General features: G+C 70.4%; 23 protein-coding genes. 10 read left to right on the forward strand and 13 right to left on the reverse strand.

The window, feature by feature from the left end:
- Positions 1-72: 72 nt before the first annotated feature.
- Both ABN273_RS16980 and ABN273_RS16985 read right to left on the reverse strand, forming a co-directional pair.
- The gene (locus tag ABN273_RS16980; RefSeq protein WP_349449824.1) at positions 73-1,182 is read right to left on the reverse strand and encodes an extracellular solute-binding protein; all 1,110 of its coding nucleotides are present in this window, start codon (positions 1,180-1,182) and stop codon (positions 73-75) included.
- A gap of 47 nt (positions 1,183-1,229) precedes the next feature.
- Positions 1,230-1,856, reverse strand: coding sequence for a TetR/AcrR family transcriptional regulator (locus ABN273_RS16985; RefSeq protein ID WP_349449825.1), 627 nt, complete (start codon positions 1,854-1,856; stop codon positions 1,230-1,232).
- A 291-nt stretch (positions 1,857-2,147) separates the two neighbouring features.
- On the opposite strand from ABN273_RS16985, the gene ABN273_RS16990 reads away from it, so the two are divergent.
- Entirely contained in the window at positions 2,148-3,575 is a 1,428-nt protein-coding gene (locus ABN273_RS16990) for an aldehyde dehydrogenase family protein (protein WP_349449826.1), read from the forward strand.
- Positions 3,576-3,581: 6 nt separating this feature from the next.
- On the opposite strand, the gene ABN273_RS16995 is transcribed toward ABN273_RS16990, so the two are convergent.
- Both ABN273_RS16995 and ABN273_RS17000 read right to left on the reverse strand, forming a co-directional pair.
- Complete coding sequence (locus ABN273_RS16995; protein ID WP_349449827.1) at positions 3,582-4,670, reverse strand: trypsin-like serine peptidase; 1,089 nt, start codon at positions 4,668-4,670, stop codon at positions 3,582-3,584.
- Positions 4,671-4,725: 55 nt separating this feature from the next.
- Positions 4,726-5,727 (reverse strand): trypsin-like serine peptidase, encoded by a 1,002-nt coding sequence (locus tag ABN273_RS17000; RefSeq protein WP_349449828.1) that lies wholly within the window; start codon positions 5,725-5,727, stop codon positions 4,726-4,728.
- A 198-nt stretch (positions 5,728-5,925) separates the two neighbouring features.
- On the opposite strand from ABN273_RS17000, the gene dxr reads away from it, so the two are divergent.
- Together dxr and ispG are read left to right on the forward strand one after the other, a co-directional pair.
- Positions 5,926-7,104: a 1-deoxy-D-xylulose-5-phosphate reductoisomerase gene (dxr, locus tag ABN273_RS17005; protein ID WP_349449829.1), complete on the forward strand. Its 1,179-nt coding sequence runs from the start codon at positions 5,926-5,928 to the stop codon at positions 7,102-7,104.
- Positions 7,105-7,134: 30 nt separating this feature from the next.
- Positions 7,135-8,298: a flavodoxin-dependent (E)-4-hydroxy-3-methylbut-2-enyl-diphosphate synthase gene (ispG, locus tag ABN273_RS17010; protein WP_349449831.1), complete on the forward strand. Its 1,164-nt coding sequence runs from the start codon at positions 7,135-7,137 to the stop codon at positions 8,296-8,298.
- 109 nt (positions 8,299-8,407) lie between these two features.
- On the opposite strand, the gene ABN273_RS17015 is transcribed toward ispG, so the two are convergent.
- Both ABN273_RS17015 and ABN273_RS17020 read right to left on the reverse strand, forming a co-directional pair.
- A complete protein-coding gene (locus ABN273_RS17015) occupies positions 8,408-8,833 on the reverse strand; it encodes a nucleoside deaminase (RefSeq protein ID WP_349449832.1) in 426 nt (141 codons plus the stop codon).
- A complete protein-coding gene (locus tag ABN273_RS17020) occupies positions 8,830-9,684 on the reverse strand; it encodes an LLM class flavin-dependent oxidoreductase (protein ID WP_349449833.1) in 855 nt (284 codons plus the stop codon). The genes ABN273_RS17015 and ABN273_RS17020 overlap by 4 nt, the downstream gene beginning before the upstream one ends.
- Positions 9,685-9,777: 93 nt before the next feature.
- Here ABN273_RS17020 and ABN273_RS17025 point away from each other — a divergent pair, with 93 nt between their 5' ends.
- The 3 genes from ABN273_RS17025 to ABN273_RS17035 all read left to right on the forward strand — a co-directional run bounded on the left by ABN273_RS17025 (position 9,778) and on the right by ABN273_RS17035 (position 12,867).
- Positions 9,778-10,233: an Lrp/AsnC family transcriptional regulator gene (locus tag ABN273_RS17025; protein ID WP_349449834.1), complete on the forward strand. Its 456-nt coding sequence runs from the start codon at positions 9,778-9,780 to the stop codon at positions 10,231-10,233.
- Between the two features lie 135 nt (positions 10,234-10,368).
- Positions 10,369-11,952: an alpha/beta hydrolase gene (locus ABN273_RS17030; RefSeq protein WP_349449835.1), complete on the forward strand. Its 1,584-nt coding sequence runs from the start codon at positions 10,369-10,371 to the stop codon at positions 11,950-11,952.
- Between the two features lie 72 nt (positions 11,953-12,024).
- Positions 12,025-12,867 carry a GNAT family N-acetyltransferase gene (locus ABN273_RS17035; RefSeq protein ID WP_349450110.1) on the forward strand — a complete coding sequence of 281 codons (843 nt, stop codon included), beginning with the start codon at positions 12,025-12,027 and terminating at the stop codon, positions 12,865-12,867.
- Here the strand turns inward: ABN273_RS17035 and ABN273_RS17040 are convergent.
- The 3 genes from ABN273_RS17040 to ABN273_RS17050 are packed head-to-tail and all read right to left on the reverse strand — an operon-like array spanning position 12,864 to position 15,273.
- A complete protein-coding gene (locus ABN273_RS17040) occupies positions 12,864-13,241 on the reverse strand; it encodes a DUF3037 domain-containing protein (protein WP_349449836.1) in 378 nt (125 codons plus the stop codon). The two genes, ABN273_RS17035 and ABN273_RS17040, sit on opposite strands and share 4 nt — an antisense overlap.
- On the reverse strand, positions 13,238-14,047 hold the full coding sequence (locus ABN273_RS17045; RefSeq protein ID WP_349449837.1) for a HipA family kinase: 810 nt from the start codon (positions 14,045-14,047) through the stop codon (positions 13,238-13,240). Before ABN273_RS17045 ends, ABN273_RS17040 begins: the two co-directional genes overlap by 4 nt.
- A gap of 44 nt (positions 14,048-14,091) precedes the next feature.
- On the reverse strand, positions 14,092-15,273 hold the full coding sequence (locus ABN273_RS17050; protein WP_349449839.1) for an FAD-dependent oxidoreductase: 1,182 nt from the start codon (positions 15,271-15,273) through the stop codon (positions 14,092-14,094).
- Positions 15,274-15,327: 54 nt separating this feature from the next.
- On the opposite strand from ABN273_RS17050, the gene ABN273_RS17055 reads away from it, so the two are divergent.
- Positions 15,328-15,819 carry a MarR family winged helix-turn-helix transcriptional regulator gene (locus ABN273_RS17055; RefSeq protein WP_349449840.1) on the forward strand — a complete coding sequence of 164 codons (492 nt, stop codon included), beginning with the start codon at positions 15,328-15,330 and terminating at the stop codon, positions 15,817-15,819.
- A 2-nt stretch (positions 15,820-15,821) separates the two neighbouring features.
- Here the strand turns inward: ABN273_RS17055 and ABN273_RS17060 are convergent, their stop codons facing one another.
- Together ABN273_RS17060 and ABN273_RS17065 are read right to left on the reverse strand one after the other, a co-directional pair.
- A complete protein-coding gene (locus ABN273_RS17060; protein WP_349449842.1) occupies positions 15,822-16,691 on the reverse strand; it encodes a TIGR03619 family F420-dependent LLM class oxidoreductase in 870 nt (289 codons plus the stop codon).
- Positions 16,688-17,935, reverse strand: coding sequence for an LLM class flavin-dependent oxidoreductase (locus ABN273_RS17065; RefSeq protein ID WP_349449844.1), 1,248 nt, complete (start codon positions 17,933-17,935; stop codon positions 16,688-16,690). The genes ABN273_RS17060 and ABN273_RS17065 overlap by 4 nt, the downstream gene beginning before the upstream one ends.
- 88 nt (positions 17,936-18,023) lie before the next feature.
- On the opposite strand from ABN273_RS17065, the gene ABN273_RS17070 reads away from it, so the two are divergent.
- From ABN273_RS17070 to ABN273_RS17080, 3 genes are all read left to right on the forward strand, one after another.
- Positions 18,024-18,845: a TIGR03619 family F420-dependent LLM class oxidoreductase gene (locus ABN273_RS17070; protein WP_349449846.1), complete on the forward strand. Its 822-nt coding sequence runs from the start codon at positions 18,024-18,026 to the stop codon at positions 18,843-18,845.
- A gap of 9 nt (positions 18,846-18,854) precedes the next feature.
- Complete coding sequence (locus ABN273_RS17075) at positions 18,855-20,261, forward strand: serine/threonine protein kinase (RefSeq protein WP_349449847.1); 1,407 nt, start codon at positions 18,855-18,857, stop codon at positions 20,259-20,261.
- Between the two features lie 108 nt (positions 20,262-20,369).
- Positions 20,370-22,304 (forward strand): protein kinase domain-containing protein, encoded by a 1,935-nt coding sequence (locus tag ABN273_RS17080; RefSeq protein WP_349449848.1) that lies wholly within the window; start codon positions 20,370-20,372, stop codon positions 22,302-22,304.
- 225 nt (positions 22,305-22,529) lie between these two features.
- Here the strand turns inward: ABN273_RS17080 and ABN273_RS17085 are convergent, their stop codons facing one another.
- Both ABN273_RS17085 and ABN273_RS17090 read right to left on the reverse strand, forming a co-directional pair.
- Positions 22,530-23,336, reverse strand: a complete 807-nt coding sequence (locus ABN273_RS17085) for a carbohydrate ABC transporter permease (protein ID WP_349449849.1) — start codon at positions 23,334-23,336, stop codon at positions 22,530-22,532.
- Positions 23,326-24,234 carry a carbohydrate ABC transporter permease gene (locus tag ABN273_RS17090; RefSeq protein WP_349449850.1) on the reverse strand — a complete coding sequence of 303 codons (909 nt, stop codon included), beginning with the start codon at positions 24,232-24,234 and terminating at the stop codon, positions 23,326-23,328. Before ABN273_RS17090 ends, ABN273_RS17085 begins: the two co-directional genes overlap by 11 nt.
- Positions 24,235-24,239 lie beyond the last annotated feature (5 nt).

The following is a 24,239-nucleotide window of genomic DNA, read 5'->3' on the forward strand; positions in this document are numbered from 1 at the left end:
ACGAGGGGGAAGGCCCGGGGCGTCCCTACAGGCCGCGCCCTGCGGGGGGAAGCGGGCGCGCCCGCGTCACCGTCATTTGGCGAGCTTCTGCCACCTGTCGGTCCAGGTCGTGTATTCAGTGCATTCCCCGTCATCCGCCCGGCAACCCCCGGGTGGCCGTACGGCGAAGGCCACGCGGTCCAGGTCCTTGCCCCGCCCGTACGTCTCGCACATCAGCTTGGCCCGCCCCTTGCACGCCTTGGCGTTGGCCGGCGCCAGCCCCACCCAGGCGGCGGCGTCGCGTTGCGCGTCCGGCTCGGTCACCCAGTTGAGCCACCGGTAGGCGCACGTGCTGTCGGAGACGCTCGCGCCGAGCATCCAGGAATCCACCCATCCGGTGGTCTTGTCCGTCTTGAGGGTCTTGACCGGCATTCCGGCCTTCTGCAGGAGCAGGCGGTAGTACGGGGTGGCCTGGGCGTAGTCGAGTGCGCCGGTGGCGAACCCCTGGACCAGGTCGAGCGGGTTCTTCCAATAGGTGCGGCCCTTGCTCCCCTCGAGCAGGGCCGTCGCCCGATCGAGCTGGTCCTTGGTCAGCTCGAACGGCTCCTTCACCGATCCGTCGGCCAGAGCGGCATCGGCGATCGTGAGCGGGGTGTCCCTGAGCGCGACCCGGTCAGACGCGAACGCCTGCTCGAGGTCGCCCTTGACCTTGGCCGAGTCGTAGATGAACTCGTGATAGCCCCACAGGTACGGCACCCCGTACACCTTGCCCGACACGGTGGACATGTCGCGGAAGCGCTCGTCGATGTCGTCGTACCCGGTCACCTTGGCCGGGTCGATGGGCTGCACCTGCTTGCGCTCGATCAGGCCGGCGGCGAGCACGGGGCCGGCGGAGATCACGTCGTAGGGCCGCGCGGCGGCCGTCTCCATGTCCTGCGCGGTCTGCACGGTGTCGAGCTTGGCGATCCGGCAGCCGGTCTCCTTCTCGAACGTGCCCACCCAGTTGGCCTTGGGGCTGATGCCGCCGTACTCGGCGTAGCCGCGGTAGGTGAGGATCTGCAGCGTGCCGTCGCTCTGCGTCGCGCTTGGGGTGGGCGTGGGCGTGGGCGTGGGAGTCGGGGTCGGCGTCGGCCGTGCCGAGCCCATGCCGGCGACCAGCGCCGATGCGGCGAGCGCCAGGGCGTAAGCACGACGACGATTCACGATGTCCCCCCTTGTCCGTGTGCTGGAGCTTACCGGGGACAGGGGTGTCACTCCTGCTTCTCCACCAGGTAGCAGCAGATGATCGCCGTCGTGACCGCCTCGTACGTGCTCCCGTCGCGCAGGTGACCGGCGCGTTCCAAACTGATCGCTCCCTGGGCTGCCGCCCACAGCGCGTCCGCGATCTTGCGGGGCTGGGTCGGGATCAGGTACCCGGCCGAGATGCAGTCGGCGATCACGCGGTCGAGGATGTTCAGGGCCGCGCGGGCCAGGGTCCTGGCGCGTTCGCTCGGCTCGAAGCCGGGGATCGCCCGTTCGAACATCAGGCTGTAGTAGCCGGGCTCGGCCAGGCACGCCTCCCGGTACGCGGGCCCGAGCGCGGTCAGGTGCTCGAACGGGTTGCGCCGCGCCGGCACCGCCTCGAGGAAGCGGCGGAAGCGCTCGAACCCCTCCAGATAGAGCGCCTCCGCCAGCCCCTCCCTGTTGCCGAACATCGTGTAGATGACGGTCGTCGTGCAGCCCGCCTCCGCGGCGATCCTGCGCATGGTCAGGCTGTCGGGGCCGTCCGTCTCAAGGAGGTTCACCGCCACGTCGAGGAGGCGGGAGCGGAGTTCGTCGTGGCTGGCGCGCTCACCCAGGAGGTAGGCGCCTTGCAGGCCCAGTGGCGCCGAGGTCATGAGACCTCCCTTGTGCCCAAGGAACAAAGCGTCCTTGTGACCTCACGTTGTTCGGTCACGGGGCCCACGCCTTTCTGGTCGGGGGCCCGCCGCGCTGGAGACCCGCACACGATGACTTAGCCATGGCGGAGATCGCTCAAACCACTCCGCATGGTAAACATCCTGAATTGGGTCTACTTCTGTTACATCATGGGTATACCACGGGGCTTGTACTTAACGGTGAGCCCTCATGGGAGTCTTGTGCACCGTGGTGTAAATCCCCCATCGCCGGCTTGGCATAACGTCAGGTGTATGGACGTGCGTACCTTCTGGCTGGCCGGCCGCGCCGCGACCGGGGACTCCGAGCTCACTGTGACCAACCCCCACGACGGCCGCGCGGTCGGGCGGCACTCGGTGCCGACCGACGCCCAGGTCGAGGAGGCCATCGCGGCCGCCCACGCGGTGGCCCGCGAGGCCGCCGCGCTGCCCGTGCACGTGCGGGCCGAGGCGCTGGCCCACGTGTCGCGCCGCCTCGCGGAGCGGGCCGACGAGATCGCCCACCTCATCACGGCCGAGAACGGCAAGCCGATCCTGTGGGCGCGCGGCGAGGTCGGCCGCGCCGTCGCCACGTTCCGCTTCGCCGCGGAGGAGGCCCGGCGCTGGTCGGGCGGGGTGCAGCGGCTCGACACCGAGCCTGCCGCGGCCGGGCGGCTGGCGTACGTCTCCCGCGTCCCGCACGGGCCCGTGCTGGCGATCACCCCGTTCAACTTCCCCCTGAACCTGGTCGCCCACAAGGTCGCCCCCGCCATCGCCGTCGGCGCCCCCGTCATCGTCAAGCCCGCCCCCGCCACGCCGCTCTCCTCGCTCCTGCTCGGCGAGATCCTGGCGGAGACCGACCTGCCCGAGGGGATGTTCTCGGTCCTGCCGATCGAGAACGAGCGTGCTTCGGCACTGGTCCAGGACCCTCGTCTTCCCGTGGTGTCGTTCACGGGCTCCGCGCCCGTCGGCTACGCCATCGCCGACCAGGTGCCGCGCAAGCACGTGACGCTGGAGCTGGGCGGCAACGCGGCGGCCGTCGTGCTGGCCGACGCCGACCTCGACTGGGCGGCCCAGCGCATCGCCCTCTACTCCAACTACCAGGCCGGCCAGAGCTGCATCGCCGTGCAGCGGGTGATCGTCGAGCAGCCCGTCTACGACGCCTTCGTCGAACGCCTCCTCCCGGCCGTCTCCGGTCTCGTCACCGGCGACCCGGCGGACGAGAAGACGCAGGTGGGCCCGCTGGTCTCGGAAGCCGCGGCGGAGCGGGTGGAGCAGTGGGTCGAGGAGGCGGTCGCCGCGGGCGCCCGCGTGCTGGCGGGCGGCACCCGCGAGGGGGCGGCGATCGCCCCGACCGTGCTGGCCGACGTCCCGCACGACGCCAAGGTGGCCTGCGAGGAGGTCTTCGGGCCCGTCATGATCCTCCAGCCCGCCGCCTCGATCGACGAGGCGTACGCGATGGTCAACGACTCGAAGTACGGGCTACAGGCCGGGGTGTTCACCCGCTCCCTGGACGCCGCCTTCCGCGCGAACCGGGAGCTGGAGGTGGGCGGCGTCATCATCGGCGACGTGCCTTCGTACCGGGCGGACCAGATGCCTTACGGCGGGGTCAAGGACTCGGGGATCGGACGTGAGGGACTGCACTCGGCGATGGAGGACCTCACCTACGAGAAGGTCATGGTTTTGACCGGTCTCACGCTCTGACCGAGATCACGCGTGTTCCACCGTGTCGAAGAGGGTCTTGACGGTGTCGCCGAAGTACGGGCCGTACATGGTGCGGTGGTCGTCGCTGTACTTGAAGCTGCTCAGCGACGTGATCGTGCCCCTGCCCGAGGCCGGGTCGAACGTGGTCATCCACGGTCCGCCGCTCGAGCCCGCCGTCATGTCGCAGGCCAGGCCCTGGTCGCGGCTCTCCCCGTACGGGTCCGCCTTCATCCGCCCCGCGCAGTAGACCAGGTGGCTCCCGTCGTACGGCGGGTCGGCGGGGTAGCCGAAGCCGAACGCCTGGCCCCCGCGCGCGGTGTTGAAGGCGATCTCCTGCGTGCCCACCACGTCGGCCACGTGCCGGCCGCCCGACGTGGCCAGCGCGACCATGCCCACGTCGTAGTTGTCGTCGCCGCTGCGTGACCACGGCCCGGCGACGAACATGCGGCGCGCCGCGTACTGCCCGTACGGCCGCAGGCCGCCCGTGCCGTACCCGGGGACGAACGTCCAGTTTGCCGCCCACTCGCCCGCGCCGTCCTTGACGCAGTGGCCGGCGGTGATCACGACGTCCCTGTTGGCGCTCCTGACCGTGCTCGCCGAGCAGACGAAGTCGGCCCCGGACACCGTCAGGAAGACGCGGCCCGTGGTCCTGGCCACGGCGCCGCCGGTCATCCAGCGCGAGCCGGCCGTGTTGGTCTGCGGTCGCGCGGCCGCCTGGTGGCGCCGCGGGCCGGAAGGGCCCAGGTTCAAGGCCTCACGTGACGCATGGGGGGACACGCGGCCGCCCGACAGGTCCGGGGCGGCGCGTACGCCCGTGCGGCCCGTCAGGTCGCTCAGCAGGCCCGCGCCGTCCGTCACGATGTCCAGCAGGCTGATCGGGAGTGCCTTGGCCATGCGCTCCGGCGTCCAGTAGTCGAGCACGCGCCGCTGCTCGTCGGCGGTGCGGGCGGCCACGTGCTCGACTATCTCGGTACGCACTGCCCTGGGGGCGGGTTGGTCGGCCTGCTGCCGGCCGGGGGCCCCGCCGAGGAGGGCGGGGCCGATCAGTCCCGCCAGGAGCGGGGCGGCCGCAAGCAGGGGGGTGCTCAAGGTCATGCCCCCGGAGTCTGCACCACGTGATGTGTTCTTGTGACTACTTTCGGTAAATCACTCAGAGTGTGTTGGTGTTTTGTGCTGATTGGTAGACGGCCTGAGCCTCGTTCCCGAAATATGGGCCGAACATCCAGTTGGGGGCGAAGTTGTATTTGAAGCTGTTGACCGAATTCTGGGTGCCGAGCCCGGTCGACTCGTTGAAATTCAGCATCCAGGGGCCACCGCTCGAACCGCCGGTCATGTTGCAGGTCAGGCCATGGTCGTTGCTCATGAGGAAGTCGTCGAAGGTCCGGCCGCTGCAGTAGATCAGCTTCGAGCCGTCGTACGGCGCCGCCGCCGGGTAGCCGAACGCGTACATCTGCTGCCGTCTCTGCTGGTTGAACGCGACGCCCTGGCCGCCCACGACGTCCACCAGCGTCTTGCTCTCCAGCGGCGCGACCACCGCGGCGGCGACGTCGAAGTTGATGTCCTCATTGGCGTTCCACTGCGGCGTGGTCAGCAGCTTCGTGGCCGCCCAGGTGCCGAACGGCCGCTGACCGTTGTTGTAGGCGGGCACGAAGACCCAGTTCGTGTGGAACGTGCCATTCAGCTTCACGCAGTGGCCGGCGGTCAGCACGACGCTCTTGTTCGCGCTGGTAACCGCCGAGCCCGAGCACGACGCGTTCCGGCCCTGCGTGGTGAAGAAGACCCGGCCGGTGGTTTTCACGGCCGTGCCGCCGCCGGTCCACGGCTCGCCGGACGATCTGGCCGCCTGCAACTCCACGCCGCCGCGGGTCGCGCCGGTGGGCGGTGCCGTCCACGGGGTGCCCTCGGAGGGCTCGTCCATGGTCAGCTTCGCCCCCTTCTTGGGGCTCGGCGCGTCCAGCGGCTGGGCCGCCTCCATCCGCTGCTCGGTCCAGTACGTCAGGACCTGCCGCTGTTCGGGGGCCGAGTCCGCCGCGGCGTGCTGGGCGGGCTTCGGCCGCAGCTGGACGCCGGCCTGTGCCGTGCTCGCCGGGAGCAGGGCGGCGCTGCCCGCGGTGAGGGTGAGGATGGAGAGTAGAACGACTCTGCGGTGCATTACGTACCTCCCGAAAACCGGACCTGGGGTTCGGAAGGTAGTCGTAGCAATATCCAGATTTCTCGAGATTTGCGCATACCGATATAGCGGCATTCCGGCATTAATTAACTGCGTTATCTCGGGTCACATAAGTGACGGAATTTTGGTACGGTCGGTGCCGCGTGCCTGAGTACGTCCCGCAGCGGGGACAATGGACAGGTGCACGAAGAGACCCTCCGCACCGTCGTCGTCCTCGGCTCCACCGGCTCCATAGGCACTCAGGCCCTCGATGTCGTGGCCGCCAACCCGGGCGGCTTCCGGGTCGCCGGGCTCGCGGCGGGGGGTGGCAAGGTCGAGTTGCTGGCCAGGCAGGCGGCCGAGTTCGGCGTCGAGGTGGTGGCGGTGGCCGATGCGGCGGCCGTGCCCGCGCTGAAGGACGCGCTGGCCGCGCACGGCGTGCGGCCCACGGTGCTCGGCGGGCCAGAAGGGGTCGCGGAGGTGGCGGCGTGGCCGTGCGACACGGTGCTCAACGGCATCACCGGCGCGCTCGGGCTGACCTCCACGCTGGTCGCGCTGGAGGCGGGCAGGACCCTCGCGCTGGCCAACAAGGAGTCCCTGATCATCGGCGGGCCGCTGGTCAAGCGGCTGGCCAAGCCCGGCCAGATCCTGCCGGTCGACTCCGAGCACTCGGCGTTGCAGCAGTGCCTGTGGGCCTCGGGGCCCGGCGGCTACGACCCCGACAGCGTCAAGCAGCTCGTGGTCACCGCGAGCGGCGGGCCGTTCAGGGGGATGAAGCGCGAGGAGATGGCCGACGTCACGCCCGAGATGGCGCTGGCCCACCCCACCTGGTCGATGGGCCCCATGATCACGATCAACTCCGCCACCCTGGTCAACAAGGGGCTCGAGGTGATCGAGGCGCACCTGCTGTTCGACCTCGGTTTCGACCGTATTGAGGTCGTGGTCCACCCGCAGTCGATCATCCACTCCATGGTGGAATACGTCGACGGCTCGACCATGGCCCAGGCCAGCCCGCCCGACATGCGGCTGCCGATCGCCCTGGCGCTCGGCCACCCCCACCGCATCCCCGGCGCGGCGCGGGCCATCGACTGGACCAAGGCGCACACGTGGACGTTCGAGCCGCTCGACGACGTCGCGTTCCCCTCGGTCGCGCTGGCCAGGCACGTCGGCAGCGAGGGCGGCACCGCGCCCGCCGTCTACAACGCGGCCAACGAGGCGTGCCTCGACGCGTTCATCCGCGGCGAGCTGCCGTTCCTCGCGATCGTCGACACCGTGGCCAAGGTCGTCGAAGAGCATCAGGTGACCCCGGCCGACTCCGTCGAAGAGGTGCTCGCCGCCGACGCCTGGGCCCGGGCCCGCGCGGTCGAGCTCACTACCTAAACTGAAAACGTCGTCACAGTAAGGGTTGAAATGTCATCTGTAGCTCTCGGCATACCGTCGGTCCGTCCCAAGCCGCTCGCCGAACGCCGGCACTCTCGCCAGATCATGGTCGGCAGCGTGCCCGTGGGCGGCGACGCGCCCGTCTCCGTGCAGTCGATGACGACCACGGTGACCGCCGACGTCAATGCCACGTTGCAGCAGATCGCGGAGCTGACGGCGTCGGGCTGCCAGATCGTACGCGTGGCCGTGCCGTCCCAGGACGATGCCGACGCGCTGCCGATCATCGCCAGGAAGTCGCAGATCCCGGTCATCGCCGACATCCACTTCCAGCCCAAGTACGTGTTCGCGGCCATCGAGGCCGGGTGCGCGGCGGTCCGGGTCAACCCCGGAAACATCAAGAAATTTGACGACAAGGTGGGCGAAATCGCCCGGGCGGCCTCCGACCACGGGGTGCCGATCCGGATCGGCGTCAACGCCGGCTCGCTCGACCCGCGCCTGCTGCAGAAGTACGGCAAGGCCACGCCCGAGGCGCTCGTGGAGTCGGCGCTGTGGGAGTGCTCGCTGTTCGAGGAGCACGGCTTCCGCGACATCAAGATCTCGGTCAAGCACAACGACCCGGTCGTGATGATCAACGCGTACCGGCTGCTCGCCGCGAAGTGCGACTACCCCCTGCACCTGGGCGTCACCGAGGCCGGCCCGGCCTTCCAGGGCACCATCAAGTCGGCGGTCGCCTTCGGCGCCCTGCTGGCGGAGGGCATCGGCGACACCATCCGGGTCTCGCTCTCCGCGCCTCCGGTTGAGGAGGTCAAGGTCGGAGCCCAGATCCTGGAGTCGCTCGGGCTGCGGGAGCGAGGGCTGGAGATCGTCTCCTGCCCCTCGTGCGGGCGGGCCCAGGTGGACGTGTACACGCTCGCGGACCAGGTGCAGGCTGGGCTCGAAGGGCTCAAGGTGCCGCTGCGGGTGGCCGTCATGGGGTGCGTGGTGAACGGGCCGGGCGAGGCTCGGGAGGCCGACCTGGGTGTGGCGTCCGGCAACGGCAAGGGGCAGATCTTTGTCAAGGGCGAGGTCATCAAGACGGTGCCGGAGTCGCAGATCGTGGAGACGCTGATCGAGGAGGCGCTCCGGCTGGCCGAGGAGATGGGCGTCGAGGTCGACCTCGACGACGACTCCGGCCCGCAGGTCGTCGTCGGCTGACCTCTGCCCCGGGCCGCGGGGGTTGCGCCGGCGTTCGGGTCCTTGGGCGTGCGGGCCGTGCAGGTTGTGGTGGCGCTCGGGCGTGCGGGCCGCACGGGCGCCGGGTGACCTACCGGTAGTACCCCTCGACCGGGACGCGCGCCTCGTCATAGAGGGCGGGGCCCTCGTGCGGCACCTGCGGCCAGCCGCCGCCCGGTTTGAGGCCGGTGAGCTGCTCCTCGGAGAGGGCGAACACGACGCGGCCGAGCCCGGACCGCTGGATCGCCCCCGTGCACATGGTGCAGGGCTGGCAGCTCGTGTACATGGTCGTGGTGGCCGCGGTGGCGGGATCGAGTTCGCGGGCCGCCCAGCGGGCCAGTTTCAGCTCGGGGTGCGCGCTGATGTCGGCGTCGGTGAGCGTGGTGTTCTGCTCCTCGGCGAGCACGCGGCCGTCCGGATCCGCCAGCAGCGACCCGAACGGCGGGTTGCCGCCCGCCCGTGCCTTGGCGGCGAGTTCGATCGCGCGGCGCAGAAGTCGTTCTTCGTCCTGTGTCACGGTTGCTCCATTCGCGGGTGAAGGTTCCAATGGGCGGCGACGGCTGCGAGCATCTGCCATTTCGCCTCGGGGTGGAGGGTCTCGTCCGGGTCGCCGTCGAACGGGTCGAGCACGACCGTCTCGGCACCGAGCAGCCGTAGCTGTTCGAGGTCCTCGACGACCTGGTCGATGGTGCCCTCGCCGACGAGGCGGTCGGGACCGGTGACCTCCGAGCCGGTGATCCGCAGGATGACGCGCGGGACGAAAGCAGGCACCGGCCGGTCGCCGGCGATGGCCTTCATCCGGTCAACCGCGTCGCGCAGCCAGGGGAGGGTGTTCCGGAGCGGGTGCCAGGCGTCGCCGAGGCGGACCGCCCGGCGGATGCCGACGTCGCTGTTGCCGCCGATCCAGAGCGGTATCGGTCCGGCGCGGTAGTCCTCGGTGTCGTCCTGGGCGGCCCGTAGCGCCAGCAGGGTGTCGTCGGTGAGCTGCCCGCGCCGGTCGAACGGCACGCCGAGCGCCGCGAACTCCTGCCGGGCCCAGCCGGAGGCCACGCCGAGGACCAGCCGGCCGCCGCTGAGCTGGTTGAGGTTGGCGGCCATGCGAGCGGTCAGGAGCGGATGCCGGTACGGCGCTATGAGCACCGTGGTCCCGAGCCGGACCCGGCTGGTGATGCCGGCGAGCCAGGCGAGGGTGGTGAACGGCTCATAGAACGGCGCGGGATACTGCTCGGCGACATCGGGCGTCACCACGACATGGTCGGAGACCATCAGCAAGTCGAAGCCCAGCCCCTCCACCGTCTGCGCCCAGCTGCGCAGGACGCCGGGGTCGGTGCCGGGCCCGAAGTTCGGAATGTTCACACCTATTCGCACCGGTTCAGGCTATCCAGGCGATCACCCCAGGACTAAGAGAATCCTTCCGGCATAAACGGCATTTGCCCGCGATTCTGCCGGTATGTTTGCCGGATGGCCGAGAACCTTGACGCCACCGACTGGGCGATCCTCGTGGAGGTCCAGCGGGACGGCCGCGTCCCGTTCACCGAGCTGGGACGTCGGGTGAACCTCAGCTCCTCGGCGACGACCGAGCGGGTGAGACGCCTCGAGTCGATGGGCGTCATCACCGGCTACCGCGCCGACGTCGACCTGGAGAAGGCCGGGTTCGCGGTGCTCGCCGTCGTACGCCTCAAGTATCCGGGGAACCGGCACGAGCCGCTGCACCGGCTGCTCTCCGAGCGGACGGAGATCCTGGAGTGCCTCCGGACCACAGGCGACGACTGCTACACGCTGAAGGTCGCCGCGGCGTCCATGCGCCATCTGGAACGGCTGGTCGGCGAGCTCGCCGAGTTCGGAAGCACGACGACCAGCATCGTTTACCGCCAGACCTTGCCGTACCGCGGTCCACAGCGAGCCCCGGAGGCCTGACGGCCATCCGCGTGGGGCGATTACGTGATGCAATCAGGCCATTACAAAATGGCAAGCATTTCCCCATACCCAGCGTCATGACACCGTCGCGCACGGAAGCATCGCAGGCCTATGAACGCGGGGGAAGGGGGCCGGGTGAAGCGGGTCGTGGGGGTTGTCGCCGGGGTTGCGGTGCTCGTCGGCGGGATCGTGAGCGCGGATGGGATGGCGCTGGCGAGCGGCGCGAAGGGGGAGCCGGGCACCGTGGTCTGGGGACCGTGCCCGAGCGAGGCCGGGAAGGCCGTGTCGGCCGAGCTGGAGTGCGCCACCGTACGCGTACCGCTCGACCACCGCGAGCCGTGGGGGCAGACGATCGCGCTGGCCATCAACCGGATCAAGGCCAAGGTGTCCAGGGACGCCAACCATCTCGGCACGCTCCTGGTGAACCCCGGCGGGCCGGGGGCGTCCGGGCGGGCGCTGACCGAGTTCGTGGCCGCGTCGCTGCCACGGGACGTGAGCGAGCGGTACGACATCGTCGGGTTCGACCCGCGCGGCGTCGGCGGGAGCGAGCCGGCCGTGCACTGCGTGAACCCGGAGACGTACTTCAAGGCGCCCAGGCCGGACGCGGTGCCGCACGGGGAGGCCGAGGAGCGGGTGCTGCTCTCGAGGGCCGCCGACTTCGCGAACCGGTGCGGCAATTTCTGGGCCTGGCTGCTGCCGTATCTCACCACCGAGAGCTCCGCCAGAGACATCGACTCCATCCGGGCCGCGCTCGGCGAGGAGAGGATCAGCTACCTCGGCTACTCGTACGGCACCTACCTGGGCGCCGTCTACGCCACACTCTTCCCGACCAGGGTCAAGCGGCTCGTCATGGACAGCACGGTCGACCCCACGGAGGTCTGGTACGAGTCGAACCTCAAGCAGAACAGCGCCTTCGAGCACCGCCACCGCCAGCTCCTCGACTGGATCGCCAGGCACAACTCGGTCTACAAGCTGGGCGCCACCAGCAAGCAGACGTCGTTCGCCTACTACGCGATGCGCGAACGGCTGCGCGTCCGCCCCGCGGGCGGGGTCGTGGGGCCGAGCGAACTGGACGACATCTTCACGATCGCCGGGTACAGCGACCGGGTGTGGCCCCAGTTCGCTCAGGCCTGGTCCTCGTACGTACGGCAGGGCGACGTCAACGGCCTGCTCGCCCTCTACGAGAAGCACGGCAAGGACGACGCCGAAGACGAGAACGGCTACGCCATCTACCTGGGCGTCCAGTGCACCGACGCCAAGTGGCCGCGCGAGTGGGCGACGTGGCGGACCGACATGACCCGGATGCATCGCCAGGCGCCCTTCCTGACCTGGCCGAACGCCTGGTTCAACGCTCCCTGCGCCTTCTGGCCGGTTCCGGGCGGCACGCCGGTCCAGGTGAAGGGGTCGGCGAAGCTGCCGCCGATCCTCATGATCCAGTCCCGCAACGACGCCGCGACGCCGTACAAGGGGGCCCTGGAGATGCGCAGGCACTTCGCCCACGCGACCATGGTGATCGAGGGCGGCGGCAACCACGGCGTCTCGCTGTCCGGCAACAAGTGCGTGGACGACCGCCTCGCGGCGTACCTGAGGGACGGCACGCTGCCGTCGCGCGACGTGGAGTGCGCCGCGCTGCCCGGGCCGAAAGCGTCCGAGCGCATGGCCGCCGGGCGCCACGCGGACGGCCTGATCGGGGTCCTCGGGCTGCTACGGGAGAAATGACGTCAAGAAAGGATTACCGTCGGCATCGCCCGATGAGCCAATCGGTAACCCTTCGCGTAGTCTGACCGTGTGATGCTGCGTACATCGGCGTCGCGCGTGCTCGACGACAGCGACCGGGACGAGGTCCTTGCCCTGCTGGACACCGACCCGGTCGCGAACGTCTTCGTCTCCTCCCGGGTGCGGGCCGTCGGACTCAATCCGGCGAGGCTGGGCGGGCAGATGTGGGGATTCGGGCCGCGCGGTGGACTTGTGGCACTCTGTTACGCCGGTGCCAACATGGTGCCGGTCAGCGCCGGTCCGGAGGCCGTGCACGCGTTCGCCGACCGCGCCCGCAAGCAGGGGCGCCGCTGCTCCTCCATAGTGGGCCCGGCCGACGCCGTCTCCCTGCTGTGGGAGCGCCTCGAGCCGCACTGGGGCCGGGCCCGGGCGATCCGGTGGGCGCAGCCGGTCATGGCCACCTCGCGCAAGCCGCCGGTGCCCGCCGATCCTCTGGTACGCCGGGTGCGGCCGGAGGAGTTCGACATCCTGCTGCCCGCCTGCGTGGCCATGTTCACCGAGGAAGTCGGCGTCTCGCCCAACCTCGGCGACGGCGGCGCGCTCTACCGCACCCGCGTGGCCGAGCTGATCAGGATCGGCCGCTCTTACGCTCGCATCGACGACGGCCGGGTGGTGTTCAAGGCGGAGATCGGGGCCGTCACGCCGCAGGCCTGCCAGATCCAGGGGGTCTGGGTCGCGCCGGAGCTGCGGGGGAGAGGCCACGCCGTCGCGGGCATGGCCGCCGTCGTGGAGGCCGCGCTGAGCCTCTTCGCCCCCGTGGTCACGCTGTACGTCAACGACTTCAACCATTCGGCCAGGGCCGTCTACCGCAAGGTGGGCTTCCAGGAGGTCGACACGTTCATGTCGGTCCTCTTCTAAACCCGTACGAGCTTGTCGAACAGCCTGGCCAGCTCGGTGTCCGGGTCGGTGGTGAGGCCGGCGTGCACGGGGCCGGTCTGGACGATCGTGCTGCGGGGGGCGGTCAGCCAGCGGAACCTGCCGCCGAGCGACTCCTCGGCCAGCGGTCCCGGCTGCTTGCCGCAGGCCAGCTCGTACGCGCTGAGCGCGCGGCGTACCGCGTCGATGTCGGCGGTCGGATCGAGGGCGCGCAGGCGGGCGGGGTCGAGCTCGACCCGGGCGCACAGATAGCCGCGCGGCTGGCAGTAGAGCAGCACGCCGGCGTTGATCAGCTCGCCGCGCTCCACCTTGGGCATCACGCGGATCACCGCGTACTCGTAGACGTCCCTGGTCACCGGCCGCCTCCCCGCCAGAACTCGCCCACGGATCCCGGCCCGGTCCTCGCAGCCTTCGCTTCGGAACGCACGAGCCACTCGTGCGGGCCGTGCGCCCGCCGCAGCAGATGGTCGACGTACGCCGCGCGCACCGCCTCCGGCCCGTCGAACCCCGGCTCGCCGTCCAGCCACTCGCCGGGCACCAGCGCCGTCACGGTCTCCAGCAGCTCGCGGTCGATCTTACCGGCCAGCTCGGCGCCCGCCGCCTGCACGTCACCGGCGTACGGCGCGAGCACGTGGTCACCCGCGTCGAACTTCCGCCGGGGGTCGGCGGTCTTCCAGTTGTGGTGGAACCAGAGCGCCGCCCCGTGGTCGATCAGCCAGGTGTCGCGGTGCCAGACCAGCAGGTTGGGGTTGCGCCAGCTGCGGTCGATGTTGTGGATGAGACCGTCGAACCACACCACCCTCGCCGCGAACACCGGGTCCGCCACCCAGGCCAACGGCTCGAACCCCAGCGCGCCGGGCAGGAAGTCGACTGCGAGGTTGAGTCCGGTGCTGGCTTTGAGCAGGTCCTGCACCTCCTCGTCCGGCTCCCTGATGCCCAGCTGCGGGTCCAGATCGATGAGCTTGAGGTCGGGGATCTTGAACCCCAGCCGGCGTCCCAGCTCGGCGGCGATGATCTCGGCGACCAGCACCCGCCGGCCCTGCCCCGCCTCACGAAATTTCACCACGTACGTGCCCAGGTCGTCGGCCTCGACCACGCCCGGCAACGACCCGCCCTCCCGCAACGGGGTCACATAACGGGTGGCTGCGATCTTTTCCAGCACAGGATGAGGCTATCGCCCCTCTCCACCCCTCCCGTCCCTAACCCTCAGCCGGCAGCGGTGCGGGTCGAAGGACGGAAGGGCGCGAATGGGTGGTCACGGGAGGAGTCGACTGCGGTGAAGGCGTAGTCGAGCATGCGGCGCTCGTACTCGGCCTTGGCGGCGGCGAGTGGTTGCCCCTTGGATGCGGCCGCCCCGAGCAGTTCGCTCAGCAGCCGGGCGTCCTGGAGCCCCACGTTGGCGCCCTCGCCCCGCCCCGGGCTCATGCTGTGGACGGCGTCTCCCACCAGCGTGACGACCGGCTCCTCCCACGGTTCCACGCGCTGCGCGGAATGAGTCTGCAGGGCGAACGTCGCCGAGGGATCCGCCTCGCGCACGATGCGCCCCACGCCCTCGTGCCAGCCCCGCACGGTGTCCATGGCCAGCCGGTGCAGTGCGGCGGGTGGCACGCCGTCGGGCCGGGGGCCGGGCGCGCTCAGTGTCCACGAGAAGTAGCCGGGGATGTCCGTCAGCCGCGTGCCGGGGGCGTGGCGGGCCACGGCTTCGGGGACGGGGGTGAGTGGACGGCAGGTGGCGATGGCGACGGTCGTGCCGTCCGGGGCGGTGACCCGGTTGAACGAGTCCACCAGCTCCGATGGTGTGGCGGCCAGCAGCTCGGGGGTGATCCACGTCCTGCCGTACAGGGCCCAGGTGAGCCCGTCCACCACGGCGTCGGGCAGGAGCTGCGCCCGCACTCGCGAGCCGACGCCCTCCGCCCCCACGAGCAGATCGCCGTCCACGCTCTGGCCGCCCGCGAAGTGAGCGCGTACGCGGCCGTCGTCGAGCCGCGCGTACCGCTGGTAGTCCATGCCGAAACGCACGCAGTCCGACAGTCCCGAGACGAGGATCTCGCGGAGCGTGAGCCGGTTGACGCCGAGGCCGTCCATGCCGGGCTGTTTCTCCGGGATGTCCTTGGCGAACTTGGGCCGCAGATCGGTCTCCATGAAGATCATGCGGGTGGCCGGGCGGATGGAGGTCGCCACGGCCAGCTCGAACAGGTGGTCCGGCAGGCAGGCCCGCAGCGCCCGCACGCCGGTCTCCTTGAGGCTGATGCGGTAACCCTGCGGGCGGTGGGCCGCCGAGGGGTCGCGTTCGAAGAGGGTGACGCCGAGGCCCGCCCGCCGCAGGCCCTGGGCAAGGCACAATCCAGCGATTCCGCCTCCCACGATCAAGACGTGTGTGTTATTCATGTCACGACTGTAGCTGTCGCGACAGCAAATGTCTACGCAGGATATTCTGCGGAGATGAACGAGAACCGCGCGCCGCAGTCGACGTTCGAGCTGGTCCTGGGGGGAGGGTCGCTGCTCGTGCAGGTGGGCAGGGAGCTGAACACCGAGACCGAGCGGCGCCTCGCCCCCCTCGGCCTCACGGCGCAGCAGGCCGCGCTGCTGTTGCACGCCTCGCGCGGTGGCAGCACGCCCAGCCTGTTGAAGAGCCAGCTCGGCACGGACACGGCCGGGATGACCAGGCTGCTCGACCGGCTGGAGGCCAAGGGGCTGCTGCGGCGGGCCCGGCATCCCGAGGATCGGCGCTCGATCGTCATCGAGCTGACGGACGAGGGGCGGTCCCTGGTGCCCAGCCTGCCGCCGATCTTCGGGAGGATCAGCCACGAGGTCTTCGCGGGGTTCTCGCCGGAGGAGGTCGCGCAGGTCACGGACATGCTGCGGCGCATACTGAAGAACCTCGCCGAAGGGACGGGCGCCGAACGGGGGGAGCTGGGCCTCCCGCCCCGCTGACGTCAGAGCTTGGCGATGACCTCCTCGGCGAAGCGTTCCATGGTGGCGATCTTGAGCTCCAGTGTTCCCTCGCCGTACCGGGCCTTCTCCTCAGGGGTGGCCAGCCACCACGGCGCCGCCATGGTCGCGGTCACGCCCTTGGCGGCGAAGCGGCGGTACGTGTCGGCGTCCGGCAGCACCGCGAGCGGCGCGACGATGTCGAAGGGCTCGCTCCTGCCGTTCTCGGAAAGATGCCGCCGCAGCGTGTCCAGCACGGCGTCGAGCTGCTCCTCCGTGTAGATCCGGTTCCCGATCCAGCCGTCACCCAGCCGGGCCGCGCGCCGCAGGGCGGCGTCGCTGTCGCCGCCCACGTGAACGGGGATCGGCCGGGCCGGGGTGGGGGAGATCGACAGCTCGGGGAGGCCGTCCAGCGCGACCGTTTCGCCGGCCCAGAGCGAGCGGAGGACGGGGAGCATCGCGTCCAGGCGCCGCCCCCGGGTGTGGAAGTCCTGACCCGTTCCGACGAACTCCTCCTTGCACCACCCCACCCCCACCCCGAACGTCACCCGGTCCCGCGACAGCACCGCCGCCGTGGACACCTGCTTGGCCACGGTGAACAGGTCGCGGGCGGGCGCGATGTAGACGTTCGGGGAGAAGCGGAGCGAGGTGGTGACCGCGGCCATGGCGCCGATCGTCACCCACACGTCCGGCCAGTGCGTACGCGCGTCCCAGCGCGGCCGGCCCGACCGTGAGTACGGGTAAGGAGAGGCGAAATCGGCGTAGAACAGATGGTCGGACAGGGTCAGCGTGTCGAACCCGCACCGCTCGGCTGCCCGCGCCAGCTCCACGAACTGGTCGGTGTCGACGAACGAGGCCCCCAGCCAGAACCTCATTGGAACTCCGGGATGACCTTGGTGGCGAACAGCTCCAGGTTCCGCTTGACCGTGTCCAGCGGCAGCACGCCCTGCTGCCCCTGCATGTAGAGCCCGAACCACTCCAGGTCGGGCATGCGGTCGAGCATCCGCTGGATCCCGCGCTTGACGTCGTCCGGGGTGCCGAACAGCGCCATCTCCACGTCGTTCATCCGCTTGGCGTCGCCCTTCTCCGGGGAGATGGGCTTGTGCTTCTCGTCCTCCTTCTTCCGCAGCACCTCCAGGTAGCCGAACGGGCCGAAGAAGGCGGCGAAGTCCTTGGGGATGCTCCGGCCGAAGGTGTTGATGGCCTCCTCGGTGGTGTCGGCGATGCCGACGATCTTGAGGATGCCGGTGTGCTCGCCCAGCCTGTAGTGGCGGCCCTGCTTGGCCGACTCCTCCTGGTACAGCTTGGCCTTGGCCGCGTGATCGTCCGGGTTGGGGGTGAACATCCACGGCAGGATGTCCTCCTGGGCGGCCCTGATGACCGACCGGTCCGAGATCGTGAACGGTTGCCACAGCTCCGGATGGGGGTTCTGGTACGGCCTGGGGCAGACGGAGACGGCCTGCACCTTCCCGTCCTCGGAAAGCTCGCCCGGCGCGCCGAACGTCCGGGTCCATTCCAGCGCCGGCCATCCCTCGATGCCCTCATACGGATAAGGCACCTGATAGTCGAGCACGTCCGACTTGTAGCGCAGCGTCTCCTGCGTCCACGCCATCTTCATGATCTTCAGCACCTCGCCGAAGACGTCGAAGTTCCGCGTGTCGGAGGCCGACCCGTCCGAACGCGCGGCGGCCGCGTGCCAGCGCTGACCCAGCACGTTCATCCACCGGTTCTGGTAGCCGCGCGCCACCCCCAGCCGCAGCCGTCCCTTGCAGAACTGGTCGAGCAGCGCCACGTCCTCCGCGGCCCTGATCGGGTCCCAGGCGGGCAGCACCAGGCCGAGCGGCGCGAGCAGGATCCGCTCGGTCCTGGCGGCGAGGTCGGTGAGGAACATCAGCGGGTTGACCGAGAACTCCATGCCCTCCGAGTGGAAATGGTGCTCGGTCATCATGAGCGCGTCGAAGCCGATCTGGTCGGCGTGCACGGCTATCTCCCGCACCTCGTGCAGCAGCTTCTGGTACGACTCCGTGTCACGCCCGATCGGCCGCCTGGCCTTGGCGTTCTCCTCGGCCGCGTACCCGGAGCCGGGAATCTGCGGATTCAGGAAGATAGAAAACTTCACCGGGAACCTCTTTCCGCGGGACGGTCTTCTGCAAGGTACTCTGGAAATCTTAACCGAGCAATCGCTTGGTTAACGAGGAGGGGATCGCATGAGGCTCGGGGTCACGATGTTCGTCACTGATCTGGCCATGCCGGTCCAGGACCTCGCCAGGGCGGCTGAGGAGCGCGGCTTCGACTCGCTCTACGTGCCGGAGCACACCCACATCCCGGTCTCGCGCCGTACCCCTCCCGCGGCGGGCCAGGACGAACTGCCGGAGGAGTACAAGCACACGCTCGACCCGCTCGTGGCCCTCTCCTTCGCCGCCGCCGCGACGCGGCGGCTGCGCGTCGGGACCGGCGTCCTGCTCGCCGCCCAGCGCGACCCCATCGTGACCGCCAAGGCCATCGCCACGCTCGACCACCTGTCGGGCGGGCGCGTCGTGGTCGGGGTCGGCTTCGGCTGGAACGTCGAGGAGATCGAGAACCACGGCGTCCCGTACGGCCGCCGCCGCGCGGTGGCCAGACGGAACGTGCTCGCCATGCAGGCGTTGTGGCGGGACGAGGTGGCCTCGTTCGACGGGTTCGAGCCGTCCTGGTCCTGGCCCAAGCCGCTCGACGGGCCACCGCTGTACGTGGGCGGCGCCGCGGGGCCGAAGCTGTTCGCCCAGGTCGCCGAGTACGCCGAGGGCTGGATGCCGATCGGCGGCAAGGGGATCAGGGCGGCGTTGCCGATGTTGCGCGAGGCGTGCGAGAAGGCGGGCCGGCCGATGGCCAAGGTGATCCCGTTCGGGACGCTGCCGACCAGGGAGAAGCTCGACTACTTCGCCGGGCTCGGCATCGAGGAGGCGGTGGCCACGCTGCCCGGCGGGCCCGCGGACACGGTCCTGCCGATCCTCGACCGGTACGCGTCGTTGATCGAAACCCCGGCATAATCGGGAAATATGTCCGTACTCCGAGCCGATGACCCGCGACAGCTTGGGTCGTACCGGTTGTCGCGCAGGCTCGGCCAGGGCGGTCAGGGCGTCGTCTACCTCGGCCACTCCGAGCAGGGGGCACAGGTCGCGGTCAAGCTGCTGCACGCGAGCCTGTCCGGCGTTCCGGACGTGCGGCACAGGTTCCTGGGCGAGGTGGAGGCGGTCCGCAGGGTGGCCGCGTTCTGCACGGCGCAGCTGCTCGACGCCGACCTCGAAGGCGACCGCCCCTATCTGGTCAGCGAGTACGTCGAGGGGCCCTCGCTCCTGGAGCACGTCGTCGCCAAGGGGCCGCGCCTGGGCGGCTCGCTGGAGCGCCTGGCCATCGGCACCGCCACCGCGCTCGGGGCCATCCACCGGGCCGGCGTCGTGCACCGCGACTTCAAGCCGGGCAATGTGCTGCTCGGGATCGACGGGCCGCGAGTGATCGACTTCGGCGTGGCCCGGCTCATGGACACCGCGGCCACGACCAGCGTGATGCCCGTCGGCACCCCGGCGTACCTGGCGCCCGAGCGCATCAACGGCGAGCCCGCCGGGCCGCCCGCCGACCTGTGGGCCTGGGGGCTGACCGTCGTCTACACCGCCACGGGGCGGCACGCGTACAAGGCGGAGACCTACCAGGAGGTCCTCGCCAGGATCCTGTACGGCAAGCCGGACCTCGGGGCGTTGACCGGGCGGCTGCGGGAGATCGTGGAGGCCTGCCTGGCGCGGGAGCCGGGGGACCGGCCCGACGCGGAGGAGGTGCTGCGGCGGCTGCTGGGCCAGGAGGCGGGTGGCGACGTGCTGTCGTCGGGCGCGCAGGCCGCCGTCGGCCGCCCCCGCCCCGCGCCCGCCGGTGACCCCGCCACGGCCGGGATAAGGCTGGTCATGGAGGCCGCGCCGCCCGGCGCCGACCCTGGCCGGATCATGGATCCCGACCCCACCACGAGTTTCCCCGCCGTCACACGCGACACCTTCCCGAAGGTTCCGGCCCGCAGGCGGGTGCGGCCCTGGCAGCTGGGCGTGGCGGCGATCGGGGTGGCCATGGCGGTGGCCGGGTTCGTGTTCTGGCTGCGCGGCGCTGAAGGGCCCGGGCTGGAGGGCACGTGGACGGGCTCCGCCGAGCACTTCACCGCACACCGGGTCTTCCCCATCGAGGTGCGCATAGGCGCCGACGGCGGGGCGATGCGGTGGGGAGCGGACCTGCACTGCTCCGGACGGCTCGCGCGCAGCGGGAGCGGCACGGTCTTCACCCTCGATCAGGTCACCGGCAGCGAGTGCTATCCGGGCACGGTGCGGATGTTCCCGATGGCCGACTCGAACCGGATGGCCATCAAGGTAACGCGCCAAGGTAAGGACGAAGTGACGTATTCCGGCACGGTCGCCCGGGCTTCTTGACCAGCTGTGTCACGGTCAGGCAGCGATTGCCCTGTGCACCGTTGACTGAACGCGGCCCGTTGCTTTCAGTAGAAAGCAGTAAGGGGTGGCGGCGAGGGGAGGCGCCCCGTGCCAACGGCGCAGCCGCTCAGGACGGGGGACCCGCAGCGACTCGGGGAGTACGAGCTTTCCGGGCGGCTGGGTGAGGGCGGACAGGGCACGGTGTTCCTCGGTTCGCGGGGCGGGGAGGCATACGCGGTCAAGCTGCTGCATGGGCCCGTGGGCGACGAGCGGGCGGCGTTCCTGCGGGAAGTCGAGCTGGCCAAGCACGTGGCGAGGTTCTGCACGGCGCAGGTGATCGACGCCGGGTTCGACGAGGGCCGGGCGTACATCGTGAGCGAGTACGTCGACGGGCCCTCGTTGCACAGGGAGGTCGCGCTCACCGGGCCGCGCCGGGGCGGCGCGCTGGAGCGGCTCGCGGTCAGCACGGCCACCGCGCTCGCGGCGATCCACCGGGCGGGGATCGTCCACCGGGACTTCAAGCCGCAGAACGTGCTGCTCGGGTCCGACGGGCCGCGGGTGATCGACTTCGGCCTGGCCAGGGCACTGGACGCGGCGGCCACGGTGAGCGGGCGGGGAGTGGGCACGCCCGCGTACATGGCGCCCGAGCAGATCACGGCATCAGCCGTCGCGGGGGCGGCGGACGTGTTCTCGTGGGGCGCCACCATGTGCTTCGCGGCCAACGCGACGGCGCCGTTCGGGCAGGACTCGGTGGCGCCGGTGCTGCACCGCATCCTGACCGCGCCGCCCGAGCTGGGTCGCCTGGACGGGCGGCTGCGGACGCTGGTCGAAGCGTGCCTGGACAAGGACGCGCGGAACCGGCCCACCAGCAGAGACCTGCTGTTCGAGTTATTGGGCGAATCAGCCGCGTTGCCGGCCGAGGTGCTGGACTCGCCTCCCGCCCACATCCTGCGGGCCACGCCGCCGCTGGTGCCCGAGCAGCGCTCGACCTCCCCCGAGCCGCGGGCGCCGATCGCCCAGCCCGAGGCCACGGGGACACCCGGCGGCTACCGGTTATCCGGCACTCGGGAAGGCGGCCCGCCCTCCGGCCCGAGCCCCGTGGGGCCGTCAACCTACGGGAACGCTCCATTGACGTCGAGACGCGGCTGGCCGAGGGCGGTCATCGCGGTCTGCGCGGCCCTGATCGTCACGGCCGCCGTACTGCTCACAGCCCTCATCCCCGCGATGAACCAGAGCCAGGAGGTCCAGCCGTCCCGGGCGGCCGGCCCGACGGTTCCCCCGCAGTCGGATCCGGGGAAATCCCGCCCCTCGGCGGACAGGTCATCCCCGCCCAGATCCGAGAGAACGCAGGAACGCAAGCCCACCTCCGACCCCCCGGTCGCACACCCGGTCACGGTCCCGGTCCCGCCCTTGACGGGACTGGACCGGAGCGCGGCGGCGAAGGCGCTGAAACAGGCCGGGCTGGTCCTGGGCACCGTCACCCAGCTCGACTCGCCCCAGAAGATCGGCCAGGTCCTGGGCGCGGAGCCCGCCCCGGGCACGGCGGTGGCCAGGGGCAGCAGAGTCTCGCTCCAGGTGTCGGCGGGGCTGCCCGTGCCCGCGGTCACGGGCCTGCAGCTCAAGGCCGCCGAGGCCCGGCTGACCGGGGCGGGGCTGGCGGTCGGCACCGTCACCCGCTCCTGCTCCGACCAGCCGGACGGCCAGGTGCTCGCCACGCAGCCCAAGGCGGGCAGCCGCGCCGCGGGCGGCACCCCGGTGGCGCTCACGGTGGCCCGCAACGGCGTCACAGTGCCCTCGGTCGTCGGCCGGTCCCAGGAGGACGGGCGGGCGGCGTTGGCCGCGGCGGGCTTCACGGTACGGTCGAAGGGCCAGGTGGTGGACGACGAGTCCCGGGTGGGCACGATCCTCAGCCAGACCGTCCAGCCGGGCACGTGCGCCGAGCCGGGGAGCGCAGTCGTGATCGTGGTCGGCCTGGCGGCCCAGTCGGGCCCCGACCCCAACGAGCCCTCCGAAACCCCGACCGGCCAGATCCCCGGCGAGTGACCATCACCCGCCGTCCCGGGCCCACTCCGCCCTCTGCGCCATCCACCGCCGTACGCCTTCCTCCCGCCGGTCCGCTCCGCCCCTCCACCCATGCGCCATCGCGTCCGCGCACGATGCGGCCGCCCCTGGAACTGCGGCCAAGCGGCGCTGGACGCGCGTGGCTCGTGGCCGAGGCCGGTGGGGGGAGCGGCGCCGCGACATCCGGTGCCTGGGCGGTGCGCAGGGTTACTTGAGGGCGCCCGCCGTGAGACCGGCGACGATGCGGCGCTGGAAGAAGAGCACCAGCAGCACCAGCGGGATCGTGACCAGTACGCCGGCGGCCATCTGCGTGCCGAACGGCGTGTCAAACTTGGCGGCCCCCGTGAACTGGGCGATGCGTACGGTGGCCGTCTGGCGAGCCTGGTCGTTGACCATGGTGACGGCGATGATGAACTCGTTCCAGGTCGCGATGAAGGCCAGGATCGCCGTCGTGAAGATGCCCGGCGCGGCCAGCGGGAGCATGACGCGGCGGAAGGCCGTGAACGCGGTGCAGCCGTCGATCATGGCCGCCTGCTCCAGCTCGTACGGCAGCTGCCGGAAGAACGTCGTCAGGTTCCAGATCGTCAGCGGCAGGGCGAAGGACATCGAAGGGACGATCATCGCCTGGTACGAGTTGATCCACCCGATCGTCGTGAACAGCTTGAGCAGCGGCACGATCAGCAGCGCCCCAGGGAACATGGAGACGGCGATCACGAGGGCCAGGATGACGTTCTTGCCCCGGAACGTGAGGCGGGCCAGGGCGTACGCCGCCAGCGTGCCCACCAGCAACGTGATCGCCGTCGTGGTGCCCGCGACGATGAGGCTGTTGAGCAGCGCCTGGCCGAAGCCCGTGCCCTCGTCGAAGACCGCCTGGTAGCTCTCCAAGGACCACGGGGCAGGAAATGGTGATTTGTCGTAAATATCGGCGGTGCGGCGGAAGCTCGACACCACCATCCAGTAGAACGGCACCAGGCAGTACAGCGCGATGCCGATCGTCCCCGCCCTACGCCACATCCCGGGCCTCCTTCCTGCGCGACCGCACGTCACTCAGCAGGTCGGCCCCCAGCAGCTTGACGAACACGAACGCGATCAACGCGATGTACACGAACAGCGCCGTCCCGTACGCCGCGGCGGGCCCGTAGTGCACCCGGGTCGCCTCGTCCCAGATCAGCCCGGACAACGTCTCCACCGACTGCTTGCGCGGCCCGACGAGCACGTACGGCAGGTCGAACACGCGCAGCGCGTCCATCAGCCGGAACAGCACCGCCACCAGCAGGGCGGGCTTGACCAGCGGCAGCGTGATCCGCCAGAACGTCTGCCTGGCCGTCGAGCCGTCCACCTTCGCGGCCTCGTACACCTCGGCGGGGATGACCTGCAGCCCCGCCAGCACGAGCAGGCCGACGAACGGAGCGGTCTTCCAGACGTCGGCGATGACCACGGCCAGCTTCGCCCAGGCGCCGTCCGCGGTCCAGAGAATGTCGGTGCCGAGGAGCGCGTTCGCCACCCCGTCCGCCTGGAAGATCCACTTCCACATCAGGCCGGAGACCGCCGTCGGCACCGCCCACGGGACGAGGATGCTGGCCCGCAGGACCGCCCGCCCCCTGAACGCCCGCTGCATGACCAGCGCCATCGCCACCCCGAGCACGACCTCCAGCGCCACCGTCACCACGGTGAACAAGGTCGTGTTGACGGCCGCGTTCAGGAAGCGCTGCTCCACCACGCCCGCGTAGTTGGCGAGCCCGGCGAACCACTCGCCCGCCACCACGAACCCGTCCGCGTCGAGCCGCTGCCCGCTCTCGTAGAACGACTCGCGCAGGGCGGACAGCAGCGGATAGAACACCACGAGGGCCAGCACGATCATGGTGGGGGACAACATGAGCGCGGCCGGCCACCGCGAATTGCGCGTGCTCACTTCAG

Source organism: Nonomuraea sp. B19D2, from assembly GCF_040137845.1.
Lineage (GTDB): Bacteria > Actinomycetota > Actinomycetes > Streptosporangiales > Streptosporangiaceae > Nonomuraea.